Source organism: Nostoc sp. (assembly GCF_036917135.1).
Classification (GTDB): Bacteria; Cyanobacteriota; Cyanobacteriia; order Cyanobacteriales; family Nostocaceae; genus Nostoc.
In genome coordinates this window covers 46048-61049 of the sequence record NZ_JBALEA010000010.1, presented here as the reverse complement: position 1 = coordinate 61049, position 15002 = coordinate 46048, and the positions used below count along the sequence as shown (strand labels likewise).

The 15002-nt window shown below is 39.0% G+C and carries 18 protein-coding genes; 7 read left to right on the top strand and 11 right to left on the bottom strand.

The features are described from left to right. Positions 1 to 3: 3 nt before the first annotated feature. From V7K50_RS02400 to V7K50_RS02380, 5 genes are all read right to left on the bottom strand, one after another. Positions 4 to 1248, bottom strand: coding sequence for a hypothetical protein (locus V7K50_RS02400; RefSeq protein WP_334956891.1), 1245 nt, complete (start codon positions 1246 to 1248; stop codon positions 4 to 6). A 611-nt stretch (positions 1249 to 1859) separates the two neighbouring features. Continuing rightward, positions 1860 to 2705: a NifU family protein gene (locus V7K50_RS02395; RefSeq protein WP_334956889.1), complete on the bottom strand. Its 846-nt coding sequence runs from the start codon at positions 2703 to 2705 to the stop codon at positions 1860 to 1862. A gap of 56 nt (positions 2706 to 2761) precedes the next feature. Further along, positions 2762 to 2986 carry a hypothetical protein gene (locus V7K50_RS02390; protein ID WP_334956887.1) on the bottom strand — a complete coding sequence of 75 codons (225 nt, stop codon included), beginning with the start codon at positions 2984 to 2986 and terminating at the stop codon, positions 2762 to 2764. Between the two features lie 8 nt (positions 2987 to 2994). Next, positions 2995 to 3261 (bottom strand): hypothetical protein, encoded by a 267-nt coding sequence (locus V7K50_RS02385; RefSeq protein ID WP_334956885.1) that lies wholly within the window; start codon positions 3259 to 3261, stop codon positions 2995 to 2997. Between the two features lie 209 nt (positions 3262 to 3470). Then, a complete protein-coding gene (locus tag V7K50_RS02380; RefSeq protein WP_334957259.1) occupies positions 3471 to 4460 on the bottom strand; it encodes a hypothetical protein in 990 nt (329 codons plus the stop codon). Between the two features lie 463 nt (positions 4461 to 4923). On the opposite strand from V7K50_RS02380, the gene V7K50_RS02375 reads away from it, so the two are divergent. From V7K50_RS02375 to V7K50_RS02365, 3 genes are all read left to right on the top strand, one after another. Next, a complete protein-coding gene (locus V7K50_RS02375) occupies positions 4924 to 5715 on the top strand; it encodes an Rpn family recombination-promoting nuclease/putative transposase (protein WP_334956883.1) in 792 nt (263 codons plus the stop codon). Positions 5716 to 6377: 662 nt separating this feature from the next. Further along, positions 6378 to 7340 carry a hydrogenase small subunit gene (locus V7K50_RS02370; RefSeq protein ID WP_334956881.1) on the top strand — a complete coding sequence of 321 codons (963 nt, stop codon included), beginning with the start codon at positions 6378 to 6380 and terminating at the stop codon, positions 7338 to 7340. A gap of 93 nt (positions 7341 to 7433) precedes the next feature. Continuing rightward, positions 7434 to 9029, top strand: a complete 1596-nt coding sequence (locus tag V7K50_RS02365) for a nickel-dependent hydrogenase large subunit (RefSeq protein ID WP_334956879.1) — start codon at positions 7434 to 7436, stop codon at positions 9027 to 9029. A gap of 154 nt (positions 9030 to 9183) precedes the next feature. Here the strand turns inward: V7K50_RS02365 and V7K50_RS02360 are convergent, their stop codons facing one another. The 3 genes from V7K50_RS02360 to V7K50_RS02350 form a co-directional block, all read right to left on the bottom strand. Next, positions 9184 to 10089, bottom strand: a complete 906-nt coding sequence (locus V7K50_RS02360) for a hypothetical protein (RefSeq protein WP_334956877.1) — start codon at positions 10087 to 10089, stop codon at positions 9184 to 9186. Positions 10090 to 10181: 92 nt separating this feature from the next. Continuing rightward, a complete protein-coding gene (locus V7K50_RS02355; RefSeq protein WP_442944534.1) occupies positions 10182 to 10412 on the bottom strand; it encodes a type II toxin-antitoxin system HicB family antitoxin in 231 nt (76 codons plus the stop codon). 54 nt (positions 10413 to 10466) lie between these two features. Beyond that, positions 10467 to 10670: a hypothetical protein gene (locus V7K50_RS02350; protein ID WP_334956875.1), complete on the bottom strand. Its 204-nt coding sequence runs from the start codon at positions 10668 to 10670 to the stop codon at positions 10467 to 10469. A gap of 239 nt (positions 10671 to 10909) precedes the next feature. On the opposite strand from V7K50_RS02350, the gene V7K50_RS02345 reads away from it, so the two are divergent. The 4 genes from V7K50_RS02345 to V7K50_RS02330 all read left to right on the top strand — a co-directional run bounded on the left by V7K50_RS02345 (position 10910) and on the right by V7K50_RS02330 (position 12581). Continuing rightward, positions 10910 to 11332: a hypothetical protein gene (locus tag V7K50_RS02345; protein ID WP_334956873.1), complete on the top strand. Its 423-nt coding sequence runs from the start codon at positions 10910 to 10912 to the stop codon at positions 11330 to 11332. A gap of 139 nt (positions 11333 to 11471) precedes the next feature. After that, a complete protein-coding gene (locus tag V7K50_RS02340) occupies positions 11472 to 11696 on the top strand; it encodes a DUF433 domain-containing protein (protein WP_334956871.1) in 225 nt (74 codons plus the stop codon). A 2-nt stretch (positions 11697 to 11698) separates the two neighbouring features. Then, a complete protein-coding gene (locus V7K50_RS02335) occupies positions 11699 to 12058 on the top strand; it encodes a DUF5615 family PIN-like protein (RefSeq protein WP_334957255.1) in 360 nt (119 codons plus the stop codon). A gap of 49 nt (positions 12059 to 12107) precedes the next feature. Further along, entirely contained in the window at positions 12108 to 12581 is a 474-nt protein-coding gene (locus V7K50_RS02330; RefSeq protein WP_334956870.1) for a hydrogenase maturation protease, read from the top strand. 64 nt (positions 12582 to 12645) lie between these two features. On the opposite strand, the gene V7K50_RS02325 is transcribed toward V7K50_RS02330, so the two are convergent. From V7K50_RS02325 to V7K50_RS02315, 3 genes are read right to left on the bottom strand one after another with little or no spacing between them, the layout of a single operon-like run. Further along, the gene (locus V7K50_RS02325) at positions 12646 to 13020 is read right to left on the bottom strand and encodes a hypothetical protein (protein WP_334956869.1); all 375 of its coding nucleotides are present in this window, start codon (positions 13018 to 13020) and stop codon (positions 12646 to 12648) included. Positions 13021 to 13038: 18 nt separating this feature from the next. Further along, entirely contained in the window at positions 13039 to 14349 is a 1311-nt protein-coding gene (locus V7K50_RS02320; RefSeq protein ID WP_334956867.1) for a nitroreductase family protein, read from the bottom strand. Then, positions 14312 to 14800 carry an ankyrin repeat domain-containing protein gene (locus V7K50_RS02315; protein ID WP_334956865.1) on the bottom strand — a complete coding sequence of 163 codons (489 nt, stop codon included), beginning with the start codon at positions 14798 to 14800 and terminating at the stop codon, positions 14312 to 14314. The genes V7K50_RS02320 and V7K50_RS02315 overlap by 38 nt, the downstream gene beginning before the upstream one ends. Positions 14801 to 15002: the final 202 nt, after the last annotated feature.

Below are 15002 nucleotides of genomic sequence, written 5' to 3'. Positions count from 1 at the left end.
AAATTACGAATTAGGTTGCCGAGCGGAGTCGAGGTACGAATTATTAAACTCCCACAGCAAAATTCGGTTATTTCCAGAATCAGCTATCACCGCTATATTGCCACAAATCTTTATTCCGTAACACCAATTTAGACTATCTCGTTTAGGTAGTCCAAAATTACGGTTTTCACCTTTACTTTGAAAATTTATTTGTCCCGCCAACCTATCAGCCACCGCACCTTGCAGTGATAAAATTGATTCTGGCTTTCTCCATGCTAACAACCGAGAATTAGCAGTATCTGCAACTACTAACCAATCTTCAGTCACCCCTACACCATAAGGCATACTCAAACTACTAGAACTTGGCAAATAAACTCCTTGATTCATTTCCACGAAATCAAAGCTTTTTTGTCCTAAAACCACTGCACAAGAGGCATTATTTTCTGTTGGTATTCCTTCCCAAATCATCACTCGATGATTACCTGCATCACTAACAACTAAATTGTCTCCCCAAAAGGTGATATCGTGACACCAACGCATACTCGCTGCGGTTGCAGAAGCGCCGCCGTTTTCATTACGAGATATCATATCAGGTTGTCCCAAAACTAAATCAGCAGGCTGACCATTTTCTGTTGGTAATTGATGCCAAATTAATACCCTTCGATTACCAGTATCAGCAACAAATAGCCGTCCTTGATGATAGAAAACACCATAAGGCCAGTGCATTGTACTGGCAGATGCTTGTTGAGTTCCGCGATTTGGTTCATTATCGATAAAGTTACCTTGTCCTAACACCAAATCTGCTGGAACATTGTGATCTTCTGGTAAGTTTTTCCAAATCAAAACCCGATGATTCCAAGCATCTGCTACCGCTAACCCTTCGCCGCAAGCACAAATTCCTGTTGGTACACTCAAGGTTGCACTTCCCGGTGTACTTTTAGCATTTTGTCCTTCATGATAAAAGTCAGGTTGTCCAATTACCCAATCAGCAGGTTGACTATCTCTTGTTGGTAAATTCTGCCATCCCAATAATCGATGATGTCCTGTATCTGATACCCAGAATGGGCCAGTTTTTGATAATAAACAAGTACCACGAGGCCCAAACATTGTTGTGGGACTCACTGCTACAGGTATTACTAATTGTTGTGGTTCAATAATGTTACCTAAAATTACCTCTGCACCTTGAGGTGATAGAGGTGAATATTGAGAAGTTTCTGTTGCTTCTGGCGGTAATTGTGATATAGGATTAATTGTGATTGGGATATCCATGAACCGCAGATAGACGCTGATAATTATTTAAAAACATTAATGTTGATTAGCGTGTAACAACAGTAACAATTTTGCATTATGTTTTATTTAAATCAAGTGAAAAATTTAAATAAACTTCCCTATTAATCAATCTTAAAAAATTCTACCTATCGTCCAGTAGCTTTTACTACATAGCAATATTTGACATGAGTGCGTGATGTACTTAAAACAGAAAGTCAAAAGGCATTTTGAGTAAGCCAAAGGTCATTTTGCTTGCGGTAAACACTAAAATGAGTAAGTCAAAGTTCATTTGACTTGCGGAAAATACTAAAATGAGTAAGTCAAATGTCATTTTGAGTGAGTCAAAGTTTATTTGACTTGCGGAAAATACCAAAATGAGTAAGTCAAAGGTCGTTTTGAGTAAGTCAAAGTTCATTTTGCTTTCTCAAAATCATAAAAGGAACAACTGAATTACACAAATCAGAAAAGATTCCGGTATATTGACAAAGCATTTTGACATTTGGCTTACACAAAAGATAAAAGTGAATGTGCAAACTACTGATATGACAAAGCAAAATAGCTGTGACTTCTTAATCGTCAAGTATATTTGCTGATATCTTACCTTCGCATCATCATTGTTGTAGTTTCACAAAAACCTTATCGTCTTTAATCTTGACTGGATACGACTGAAGTGAAATATGAGGTGCAGTTAAGCATTCACCTGTCTCTAATTTGTACTGAAATCCGTGGGAAGGACAGGTAATAATACCATTTTCAACTTTACCCTTTTCTAAGGGAGATCCTAGATGAATGCAAGCATTACGGTAACATTTTATTGTTACACCTTGACGATGTAAAATCAGTGATTTACCAGCCAGTTGTACTGCCAATACGCTCAATTCAGGAACTTGATCAATAGTTGCTACTTTGAGCCAAGTAGAAGTTATTTTTGAAGAGAATGGACTGATTAAATCAGGATTTGCATTGTTACTAGTAGGGTTGTTATTAACTGCAAGCACTTTGGTAATTTCGGGACAATGGTTTTTAATTGCCTGTTCTACTCCCTGAGATAAAGTCAAAGTAGAAGCCGGACAACTGCGGCAAGTTCCGATTAATCTGACTTCTACTGTATCTGGTGGCTTAATTGCCACTAGTTCTACATCCCCATCATGGCTTTTTAAACCTGGGCGAACTTCTTCAAGGGCTGTTTGAATGCGCTGTGCTAATGGTGCTTTTGGTGGTTTTACTAGTTCGTGATAAAGCAGTACTGCGTACACTACTTCATCAGTAACAGCATGACGTAAAGCAGGCATTGATTCTTGTTTGAGGCTTTTAATTAAACTAGTTAACGCTGCTTTATGCAAAGATTCAATTGCTCTTTTTAAACCCACTGCTACGCACCGTTGGCTTTCATCCCACTCAGATATAATTGCCTCAAAGCGGTTAATTTCCTGAACTAATTCTTCAAGGTTTGTCATTTGTCATTAGTCATTACTCATTGGGCATTGGGCATTGGTTATTCATCAATGACAAATCATTTCGTTTTGAAATCTTTGAGAAGAAATGGCATAATCATGCCGGTCACTAAGCTAGATAATATTATTGGTAAGTAGAAGGGAATTGGAGTTTGTGCTAGTAACACTAGCAGCAAGAAACCTACAGCAATACCAATAGTAGTTTGCTTGACAAAATACACTGGGTCACGTAGTAGCTTTCCTTTAAAAAATAATTTGGCTGAAAACCATCCTAGCTCTAACATGTTTTCTCCTAATAATTTGTCAATAAATTTAAAGCAGCAAGCCCTAAGAGGATGGCGGGAATTACACCCACAGGCCCAAAGAATGCACCAAGCATTGCTGAAAGCTGATAGCCTATATCTTTCCCAGCTAACAGTATTCCACCAATGGCACCGCCAATCATAGACAAGGCTGTTGCTATGACTATCCACACTAATCCTGTTGCTATGTTCAAGTCACCATCTGCTAAACTTGTGAGAAAATCTCTCACAGCAGCGTTGGTTAAAATATCTCTCATGCTGTTTTGTTCTCTTGATAATGAGGGGAGTGGGGAAAATTAAAGTTAAGAGTTAAAAGTGAGGAGTTAGGAATTCAATTAGATGGATATTTCCTAACTTATCTGACTCCGGTTTGATTAATAAAAAACTTTTAAAATCAAACCATTTTGGTAAAAAGATTTTAGTCTCAATATACTTTTAAAACTAAAGTCTAATTACTCTATAACTCCTAACTGTTAACTCCTAACTCATAACCTTTGATTTCTGCTTGTACATCTTGTAGAGCTTGGGCTACTACCTCTGCTTGTTCCATTTGTTGGTTCTGAGTAAATATTTCTAAAGCTTGTTGATAGTAGATACCTGCTTGCAAAAGATTTTTAGGATTACCAGCTTCAGGTTTTTCCAAATCATCAGGTAAGTTGAATAAGGCGTTGGCTTTGTTTGAAATTGTGTTAGCGTACTCTAGGGGTGTATCTTTGAGATTACGAACTTTTAACGCCTCCTGATAAGCTGCGATCGCACGTAAGTTATTCTCCACAGGATGGGAACTCACTAAATATTGCAAGGCGTTACCCAAGTTGTTTTGCAACATCGCATATTCTCTGGGATGATCAATCAGGTTAATATGCTTCAGCGCCACCTCAAATGACTGCACTGCTAACCCTTGACGCAAGTATTCTCGTTCTGATGCTAGGGGCATAGAAAGGTAAGCGATCGCAATATTGTTATATAAAATCGCGTATTCTTGGGGGTAATCCTCCCAAGTAAACACCCGCAAAGCCTCATGATAAGCCTGGATGCTGTCGGTTATCCGCGCCAAATTAAATGGCACAAGGGACTGCAACACCAGCCCAAAATTCATCTGTGTCTCTGCCACTTCTTCTGGTGAAGCTAATTGCTGTAGAATTGGTAGAGCTTCTTCATAACCTACTTTCGCTTGCACCAGCAGTTGGTACTCAGCATCGGGGATTGCCTGTAACGTCCCTGCCATGCCTACTTGCGCCCTGGCTTTCAGTAAGGGATATTCCTCACCACACATCTCATAAGCCCGGTAATATAACCCAACTGCATTCCGCAAATCTTGGGCAGTTTTGGGCTTTTTTTGAAAACCCTGTGCTATCTCAATCAGCATCTGAATTTTTTCTTCTGCTGGGGCTGACTCCGATGCAACAGCTGCTAACGCAGCCTTCACTACTGAATCTGTAATGCTGGGGGTCATAACTCTGCCGTACTCTAGCCAATTGGGAATTGAGTCCAACACCCATGAATGATCGAAACACGCTTGACGCATCTCATCACGGGCCATACTGATTTACGCAGGCTTCGAGTCCTTTAGGCGGAATTCCCCTTTTTGGTCTGAGACGAGGCTAAGTATTAAGGACTATGGAAAGAGTTGATCCCATGTCCAATATCCAATACCCCATGCCCAATCAATTTTTTTACTATAAAACACCCTATTTCTAAAATTCTAGGGGGAAATTGCTAATATTAATGTCAGCTTTAAACACCTAATATTTTTAAAATACTTTTTGTATCATCACTAGACACAATCCAAATATTCTTTATTGAATTGTTGACATACATATATGCACTATCTTACCAGCTAATTTTTGTATACTCCAAAGATTGCCACGGGATCGTCGAAGTGTAAAATATATTCATCAACTGTAAAACAAGCTCCCTTGAAAACAGACAGCATCTTCTATCGGATCTTTCAGAGTATACCGACTACGTTCTTTGAACTTATTAACCAACCGCCCCAACTAGCTAGTGTTTACCAATTTTCTTCAGTAGAAGTCAAACAACTGGCGTTTAGAATCGATGGTGTATTCCTCCCAAATGCAGCAGAACTACCCATTTATTTTGCAGAAGTGCAATTTCAACCAGATAAAAAGTTCTACTCACGTTTATTTACCGAAATCTTTAACTATCTCGATAAAACCGAATTAACCAACAATTGGCGTGGTGTTGTCATCTACCCCAACCGTACCGTTGATACTGGAGATACCGAAAGATATACAGAATTACTCAACTCACAACGTGTCACTCACGTCTATCTTGACGAATTAAGCTCAATTGAGACATCATCAATCGGTATAGAGACAGTTAAACTCATCATCGAACCTGAATCAAGCGCGACAACAAGAGCGATCGAAATAGTCAACAGTGCCCGACAGCAAATTTTAGATGTCGCTACTGTTAGGGAAATTATACAATTGATAGAGACGATATTAATCTACAAGTTGCCGCGATTGACCCAGGAGGAGATCGGAAAAATGTTTGGATCAAATGAGTTAAAGCAAACTAGATTTTACCAAGATGTTTTTGCAGAAGGTAGACAAGAAGGTAAACAAGAAGGAAAGTTAGAAACGATACCTCGCTTATTAGCATTGGGTTTAAGTATTGAGCAGATAGCTCAAGGCTTAGGTTTGGACGAACAAGTTGTTAGGCAAGCTGCACAACCAAAATCTTAAAAAACTGATATATAGCTGACGGGGTGCAAGACTTTGCATCCCAATATTTTGCTGAATTTGACTTGGTTATTGCATTAAAATCTAACTATTTAAAATACAATACAGTTCAGTTACAGCAGATTGCGCTCTAATCGAATACACGTAGAGACGTAGCACTGCTACGTCTCTACAAGGTTTTGGGTTTTATATATGTACTTCATTTATCTGAAATGTGCTGTAAGGGTTATTGGTGTAGATAATTGGTATTTCAAGACGCGATTTATCGCGTCTCTACATGAGGGTTTTTGGCTTATCTGAACTGTATTGGCTTAAAATATTCATCCTTTCGTACAGATTAATACTTGGCAATAATTGTTATTAATGATTTCAGAGCTTTAACCGCAATAAACTAAGCATATTTATGTTATTGAATGCGAGGAGTTAAAATCAAAAGACAATTTTATTTTTATTTGTTAAAGATGTTACATATATAACAGATGCAGCCCTTTAAAATAATCTTAATTAAATCTAAGCTATTGTTAATGATTAATTCTTTTTTAATCAAAGAGAATTAAATAAAAAAATATCTTAGTATTGAAAAACAAATATTGATAAGCAGGTGAGACTTTAGAAGCATTATCACCTACATCATGCATGGGAAACAATAGAAAAATACATAGCCGATGACTAACGTACTATGGCTACAGGGTGGTGCTTGTTCAGGTAACACCATGTCATTCCTCAACGCCGAAGAACCGACAGTCTGCGATTTAATTGCCGACTTTGGCATCAATTTACTTTGGCATCCCTCCTTGGGATTGGAACTGGGCAATAACTTGCAAAAACTACTGCGGGATTGCATTTCTGGCGCAATTCCCTTAGATATCTTGGTATTTGAAGGCAGTGTTGTTAACGCTCCCAACGGCACTGGCGAATGGAATCGGTTTGCCGATCGCGCCATGAAAGATTGGTTAGCAGACCTCGCTAAAGTTGCTAAATTTATCGTCGCGGTGGGAGATTGTGCCACATGGGGAGGAATTCCCGCCATGTCACCCAACCCCAGCGAGTCGGAAGGTTTGCAATTTCTCAAGCGTCAAGAAGGCGGCTTTTTAGGAAAAGATTTTGTATCGCAAGCCGGATTACCTGTAATTAATATTCCCGGATGTCCCGCGCATCCTGATTGGATTACGCAGATATTAGTGGCGATCGCTACTGGACGCATAGCAGACATTGCTTTCGACGAACTAAATCGTCCCCAAACTTTCTTCAACACCTATACCCAAACAGGTTGTACCCGCAACGTCCACTTTGCCTACAAAGCATCAACTGCCGAATTTGGTCAGCGTAAAGGATGCTTATTTTATGACTTGGGTTGTCGCGGCCCCATGACTCATTCTTCCTGCAACCGCATCCTATGGAACCGCGTCTCATCCAAAACTCGCGCCGGAATGCCTTGCTTAGGTTGCACAGAACCAGAATTTCCCTTCTTTGACCTCAAACCGGGAACCGTATTCAAAACCCAAACAGTCATGGGAGTTCCCAAAGAATTACCACCAGGGGTTAACAAAAAAGACTACGCCTTACTCACAATGGTCGCCAAAGACGCAGCACCACCTTGGGCAGAAGAAGACTTTTTTACAGTTTAGGGAATTGGGCATTAGGCATGGGGCATTGGTTATTTCTTCCTCATGCTGCTCATCCCCACTCCCCACTCGTCTTAACAATTAAAGGATGGAAAAATGGGAATTCAATCATTAGATATTTCACCCGTTGGAAGAGTTGAGGGCGATTTGGATGTCCGAGTTGACATTGAGAATGGGCGGGTAGTCAACGCCTGGACACACGCCGAACTATTTCGCGGATTTGAAGTTATCTTACGCGGTAAAGACCCCCAAGCCGGATTAATTGTCACGCCTCGAATTTGCGGTATTTGCGGCGGTTCTCACCTAACTTGTGCATCTTGGGCATTAGATACAGCCTGGGAAACAGAAGTTCCTCGCAATGCAATTTTAGCGAGAAATCTCGGTCAAATTGTCGAAACAATTCAAAGTATCCCCCGCTATTTTTATGGACTCTTTGCCATTGATTTAACCAATAAAAAATACCGCCATAGTCGCTTTTATGAAGAAGCGGTGAGACGCTTTGCTGCTTTCACTGGCAAATCTTATGAACTAGGCATAACAATTTCTGCTAAACCTGTAGAAATTTATGCATTATTGGGTGGACAATGGCCGCACAGCAGTTATATGGTGCCTGGTGGGGTGATGTGCGCCCCCACCCTCACAGACATTACCCGCGCTTGGGCGCTTCTCGAATATTTCCGCACCAATTGGTTAGAACCAGTGTGGTTAGGTTGTTCATTAGAACGTTATGAACAAATCCAAACTTATGATGATTTTAGAAATTGGTTAGATGAAGACCGAAATCATCGAGATTCTGACTTAGGTTTTTATTGGCGCATGGGTTTAGATATTGGTTTAGATAGATATGGCGCTGGTGTTGGTAAATATGTCACTTGGGGATATTTAGCCCATGAAGATAAATACCAAAAGCCGACTATCGAAGGACGAAATGCGGCGATGATTATGAAAAGTGGAGTGTATGACAGCTTCGCAGACACTCACGTTTTAATGGATCAGTCATTTACCCGCGAGAATACAACTCACTCTTGGTACGATGAAGGGACAGAGGATATTCACCCTAGCGATCGCACCACTAAACCCACTGCAATTAATACCAAAGACTTCGATAACGCCTACTCTTGGTCGAGTGCAGTCCTGCACAAAGACTTCGGACGTTTGGAAACTGGCCCTTTAGCGCGGCAATTAGTAGCTGGTGGTAAACATGGCGAATCTTGGCAACATTACGACCCCTTCATCCTCGATGTCTTCAAAAACATGGGTGGTGCAAGTATTCATGTGCGTCAGCTAGCACGAGTTCACGAACTTGTCAAGTTATATCGGCAAGCCGAACACTGTTTACGCGAATTCAAATTAAACGACCCTTGGTATATCAAACCTAAAGAAAAAGATGGTCGTGGTTGGGGTGCAACGGAAGCAGCACGCGGTTCTTTATCTCACTGGGTGGAAGTAGAGGGCGGTAAGATTAAGAATTACCAAGTGATTGCCCCAGGTACTTGGAATATTGGCCCTCGTGACGGTGAAGGTATTCGCGGCCCCATTGAAGAAGCGTTAATTGGGACACCAATTTATGATTCTAGCGATCCGGTGGAAGTTGGTCATGTGGCGCGATCGTTTGATTCATGTTTGGTGTGTACAGTTCACGCCCATGATGCTAAGACTGGTGAAGAGTTAGCGCGTTTTCGGACTGCTTAAAAAATGCTAATGGCTAATGATTTTTTAGTTAATCATTAGCTCACTAGTATTAGATTTACTGATGTTACCTTTCCTATTAGGCTGCGACTATACATACTGTTGAGCAAATCGATAAGCAGAATAGTGTTTCAATTACACTTATTTACTCTACTTGCTAATACCCAGGAATTTGAAATTCATCTTCCTCATTCATTGTGATTAAATCACGGGCTTTATTGAACAAACTAGCTCCTATATTCGTTTCAGTATTATTGGCTAAGTGAACAATATCTTCTTTATGAGAGTGTCGGAGAATTATCTTAACATCTCCTTTTTGCAATATTGAACTCTCTGAAAGTCTTACCTCTAAAGGTTTAGTGACTAAATTAGTCTTAAGACTATGTTTACTTAGAGCTTGAGAAAAAAGTGGTAACATGACTTCTTTGTAAAGGAGATCATACTTAATAAATCCAAATGAGTTATTTTTTTGGATAAATATATTTGGCATTAGATCACGCTCAGGATATACAAATCGGAATGCCTCGAAAATCTCTAATGCAATAATTGAGGCTTGAACAACGTCTACCTGATTAGCTAGATAAGGTATAGAAGAAAAACTTGTCTTGTCAAATTGAACTTCTGAATTAAAGAACCTATCATGAAAAACCTCATTTCTGAAAGTTTCAAATTCTTGCAATTTTGGGAATATTCCTGAGCTATAAAAAACTTTATTTTCAATCTCTAGTAATTCAAAAACTGCTGTGAGGCGACCGTTGAGGTGTTTACCTCTAAAGTTTTTGAAATCCTTATCTTTAAGAAAACAAGCGATTTTTAGCAATGTGTTTATAAACGCTTCAATAGCAATAAACCAAAAACCTACTGCACTTATGGAAACATTTCCCTGATTGATTATGTCTTTTGATCGCTCCAGTTGCTCAAGATTCTGACATGAAAAGTAGAAAGCTTTAATTGAATAGTAAGGATAGGTGATTAGAAGCATAGAAGATTCATCATTTCCCTTTTTAGGGAACCAAGCATAAATCTGACCGATATTATCTTTTCTGAGGTCTTCCAATTTCATATTAGTGATTGGCTTCCAAAGCCTAGTAATTGATAATTGAGCGTAGACGCATAGAGCTTTTGGCTAGAGAGACTTACAGCTTACTGGATCAGTCATTCACCTAAGCGTAAACCCAGAGCCTCATCCTCTAGAAGCATCTCAATAACTTCACGCAAATTTTCCTGCAATTCATCCAAGGTTTCACCTTGAGAATGCGCTCCAGGAAAGCCAGGGACATAGCCAACATAGAACTTAGTGTCAGGATCTCTTTCAACGATCGCAGTAAAAGTTTTCATATCATAATCATCGACAACGCTCACTTTACAGCTTACTGGATTAGCCATCTACCTTAGCGTAGGTATAGCCCGTCGTAGACATCGCTCTTAATTTAGTCAGACCTAATCTTCGTGTTTCAAGGCTTGCATAAGAACTTCACCTGCACCAAACAAATTGTACGGTGTAGGCAAATCATAGGTCTTAAACGGTTCGAGAGGTGAAATATCTTTGCTGGTATCCAATTCTTCCGCCAAAATGCGGATTAGCTTAATTTTTTCTGATATAGAGAGTTTCCTGACAGCAGGAAGTAGCTCAGTGAGTGTCATGTTTCGCGCTCCATTTCTCCAACTAGAGTTACTTACAGCTTACTGGATTAGTCATTTACCTGAGCGATTGCCCAAAAGATAAATTTGGGTGAAATGAGAGATAAATAACCTATGCCTAATGCCATATTCCTAATGTCTTATATTCAAAACTCGTAGCGTAACACACTAAAACTTATAGAAATAGTGGGTTAGGCTTGCCTTAATCACTTCAACAAAACAGAAATTTACAAGGTAAGCTTGTGTCTGATTTAGCGCTACATAATTATCTCCCTCGCGTTCCCGATGCAGCATTGCAAGAATATATTGAATGGTGTGTTTTAGAACAGGCAAAAGCCGCAGAATGTAACTTTACTCCTGATACAAGTAAGTTAGATAATCTGCCACCAGAAGACTACGTTCCTAAACTTGTCGAGCAGTTCATGAAAGTTAAACCAGACCCAATTAAAGCAGGTTTGGTAGCTGCGATCGCAGGTAAGGAAGCAGACAAACACGCTTTATCCGGTTTAGCGATCGCAGCCGATTTTGTATCTCTTTATGTCAAGTATTTAATTCCTAAAGAAGGAAGTACTAAAGAACAGGCTGAAGAGATATTAACTCAAGCATCACAACATCAGTATGAGAAACTGACTGAAGTTGCCAAGAAACATGGTGTAGAGTTCTAGTTTCCTGCTGATAAGTTCTTTTTCAGAGGCTTTGTCTGTCCCATCAGTCAGAGCCTCATATTTTGCAAATTATGGCAATAACTCGAAATAATCAGTTTTATTTTATAATCGAGGAAACATATTATTAGTTTATAGTTAAATGGACAGAATCGTAGTTAACTCTCACATTCATTTCGGTAAACCTTGCATCGCCGGAACACGCATCACTGTACAAAGCATTCTTGAACTGCTTAATGACGGACTCTCATTTGAAGAAATTATCCGAGACTACTATCCAGACCTAGAAATTGAGGATATTCGTGCCTGCTTAGGATATGCGATCGCTCTAGTGGCAGCTGAAGACATTCGCCTAGTATCTATTTGAGCATGAGATTCTTACTAGATCAAGATGTGTATGCGGTAACAGCAAGATTTCTAGTTGATGCCGGATATGACGTAGTTCTTGTTGCTCAGATTGGTCTTTCGCAAGCAAGTGATGAAGAAATACTTAGAACAGCACAGGAACAAAACCGTATTCTCATCACGCGAGATAGAGACTATGGAAATCTTGTTTTTGTTAGAGCAATGGGATCTGGAGTCATATATCTCCGAATCTTACCTACAACTGTGAATAACGTTCATAACGAATTGGTACGAGTTATAGAAACTTACTCAGAAGTCGAATTGGTAGGCGCATTTGTAGTTGTAGAACCAGATAGACATAGGTTTAGAAAAGTATCTTTGTAAAACTTAAAAGTGGTCTAATAAGTTACCTTAAATAATTAAATCTCATCCCATGCTCACTATTATCGGTTGCGGCAATCTAAATCGCAGTGATGACGCAGTAGGCGTAATCATTGCCCAACGCTTACAGAAATATCTAGCTGAAAACCCTCATCCTAAAGTGCGAGTATATGACTGTGGCACGGCAGGAATGGAAGTAATGTTTCAAGCTAGAGGTAGTAAAGAATTAATAATTATTGATGCAAGTTCAACAGGTTCTGAACCGGGTGCTGTGTTTAAAGTTCCAGGAAAAGAACTGGAAGCTTTGCCAGAACCTAGTTATAACTTGCACGATTTTCGTTGGGATAATGCGTTAGCCGCCGGACGGAAAATCTTTCAAAATGACTTTCCCGAAGATGTGACAGTTTATTTAATTGAGGCGGCAAATCTTAGTTTGGGACTAGAGTTAAGTCCTGCTATTAAACATTCTGCTGATTTAGTTTTTGAAGAGGTAGCTGCACTTATCAGCCAGAATATCAACTTTTAATTAACAATCCAAAATCCCAAATCGTTCGACTGAGCGTAGCCGAAGTCTAAAATCCAAAATCGAATCATGCCCAATCCCGATAAACAGAAAGTTCATCTACCCTCATTTCAAAAGGTATGCCTTGACTTTCTGGCGGACAAACACGAATTTTAGCACTGCTAACAATTCCATATAGCAATGTCCCCATTGGCACAATTTTTTGCAAAATACGCCAATTAGTAACTTGATCGGGACATTCAATAACCAATGTTAGAGCATTGGCATGGGTTGTGACATACCACCGACAATCAGACAGAAGATTTTGAATAGTGCGATCGCACGCTTCATAAAAGTATCTGCTAATAGAATCCTCTAGTTGTTGCCGCAGTATAATATCTGCCGATGTCGGTTGCATAGGATGTGAGTCATCACCATTGAAGTAATACATCTTTCTAGCCATCTCTCTTTAGCTTCCTGCTTATATTCCAATCACCATTCCGTAAAGTACATCTTTATTTGTTTCTAATAATTCTTGGGTTTCGTCATCATAATACGCACCAATTCCACTACACTCAATCCCCAAATAATTACTAGTTAAATAAAGTCTCTGTCCAAGAAAACCAGCTATTTGCATAGCAGTTTGATAGTTTAAATAATCTGACACAAAAAATAAAGTTACAGCGCCATCTCTAGCAATAGCCTGATTAATGCATAAGTAACCTGTCTTTTCACTAAAATTACCTGCTTTAACCAGATACGTACCTTTATATAACCCAGGTGTCATTCCTTCTACTCGATGCACCACTGAGTAAATTTCTATTTCCTCATAGTTTTCTGTCGGTATTGACTGCTGAAGTTGTTGTACTACATATAAATAATCTTCTTGAGAAATAGACTCTTTCCGGAAACGTCTAATAGAACGTCTATCCCAAACTGTTTGAGAAAATTTATCCTTATTAAAGTCAAATTGAGGATACTCTAATTTCTGCTGACGACTCTTTTGTAGAGTAGTTGCTTTATAGGCATCTTCAATAAATTGATTGGATTCAAAATAATCAGTACCAGAGACAAAAGGAACTTTCAGCCTGAAGCGTCTGATTTTGTTGTCTTGTATTTCTCCTGACACCGCACAACCAGTAATAAACTCTTTATTCTCAAAACCCAAATCAGAATTGAGAGCAAGTTTATCAAAGTCAAAAAGTAGTTGTATATCTCGGTTGTGGAGAAAAGCTGAAGCTGCGAGAGGCTTCGCCACGCCAGAGGCGAACGCACCTAAATGGTGTCCGCTATCTAAGAAGCAATATCTGATGCTTCTATTTTGATATTTCCAGCTAGACCTATAATAAACACAACTAATTAAAAAGATGAATCCGTTGATACATTTACCCGGTATAATATAACTCTCTAACCCATCATCGATTAATTCATAGATGAGAGTTAGACAATTATTCTCAACTTCTACATGGTATATACCATTTACCATTCCCTCAATCTGGCGAATCTGTACGTAAACTTCTGTAGGATACAGAGCGCCTGCTGATGGATTCACCCGTAATTTATAAGGGCCATCTTTATATACTTTTTCTAGTGTTATCGCACTGGTTAATGAGATAAAAGCATGAACAGGATTATTGAGATTTAATTTCACTCTCCGATAAAATTTGGGATAAATTTTAAATGGAGATGGCTGTGTTGAAGCATCTACATAATTTGGATCAATTTGTACTGATAAGTAAGAATGCTTGGTAGCGTCATGATAAGCTTTGCCCGATATCTGACTTGATGGCATTTTTAATTATCCTTAAGACTTCTACATTGCTAGCAAAATCTATCGCTTTATAATCGTCTAAGTTTTTTAAATATAGATTAGGATTATGTTGTAAAAGTAACTTGACAACTTCTGTTTTTCCGGCTGATGCTGCGTACATTAAAACAGTGGCACCGTTATCATTTTGGTTGTCAATATTAATATTGAGGGACAGCAGTAAATTAATTAAATCGTAGTGATTACCAAAACAAGCAAACCATAAAGCATTGTTGCGATCGCTATTTCGAGCATTGATATCCGCACCAGCATCAATTAATTCTTTGACGACTGCATAAACTCCTTCTCTTGTCGCTTTCATCAAAGCTGTATCACCATTTTCACCTGGCTGATTTAAATTGCTAGGATTATAGCCTTTTGCTATTAGCCATTGGGTTGTTGCTTCACTCAAATTTTGACTATTGGTTCGATTCATAACTATTCCTTAGCTAACTTTATTTGTGCCAGTTTCCTAATATAAATTTGCTTGGCAAATAGAATGGTGAGCAATGCCCACCATTATTGGAAAAATGTTATCTAAATTCTCTTAACTTACATATATGTTATCAACTTTATAAGTTCAAATTCTGAATCATTTATAAAGAACACCAAACATTTTTCTTAAAAAAGCTTGAAAA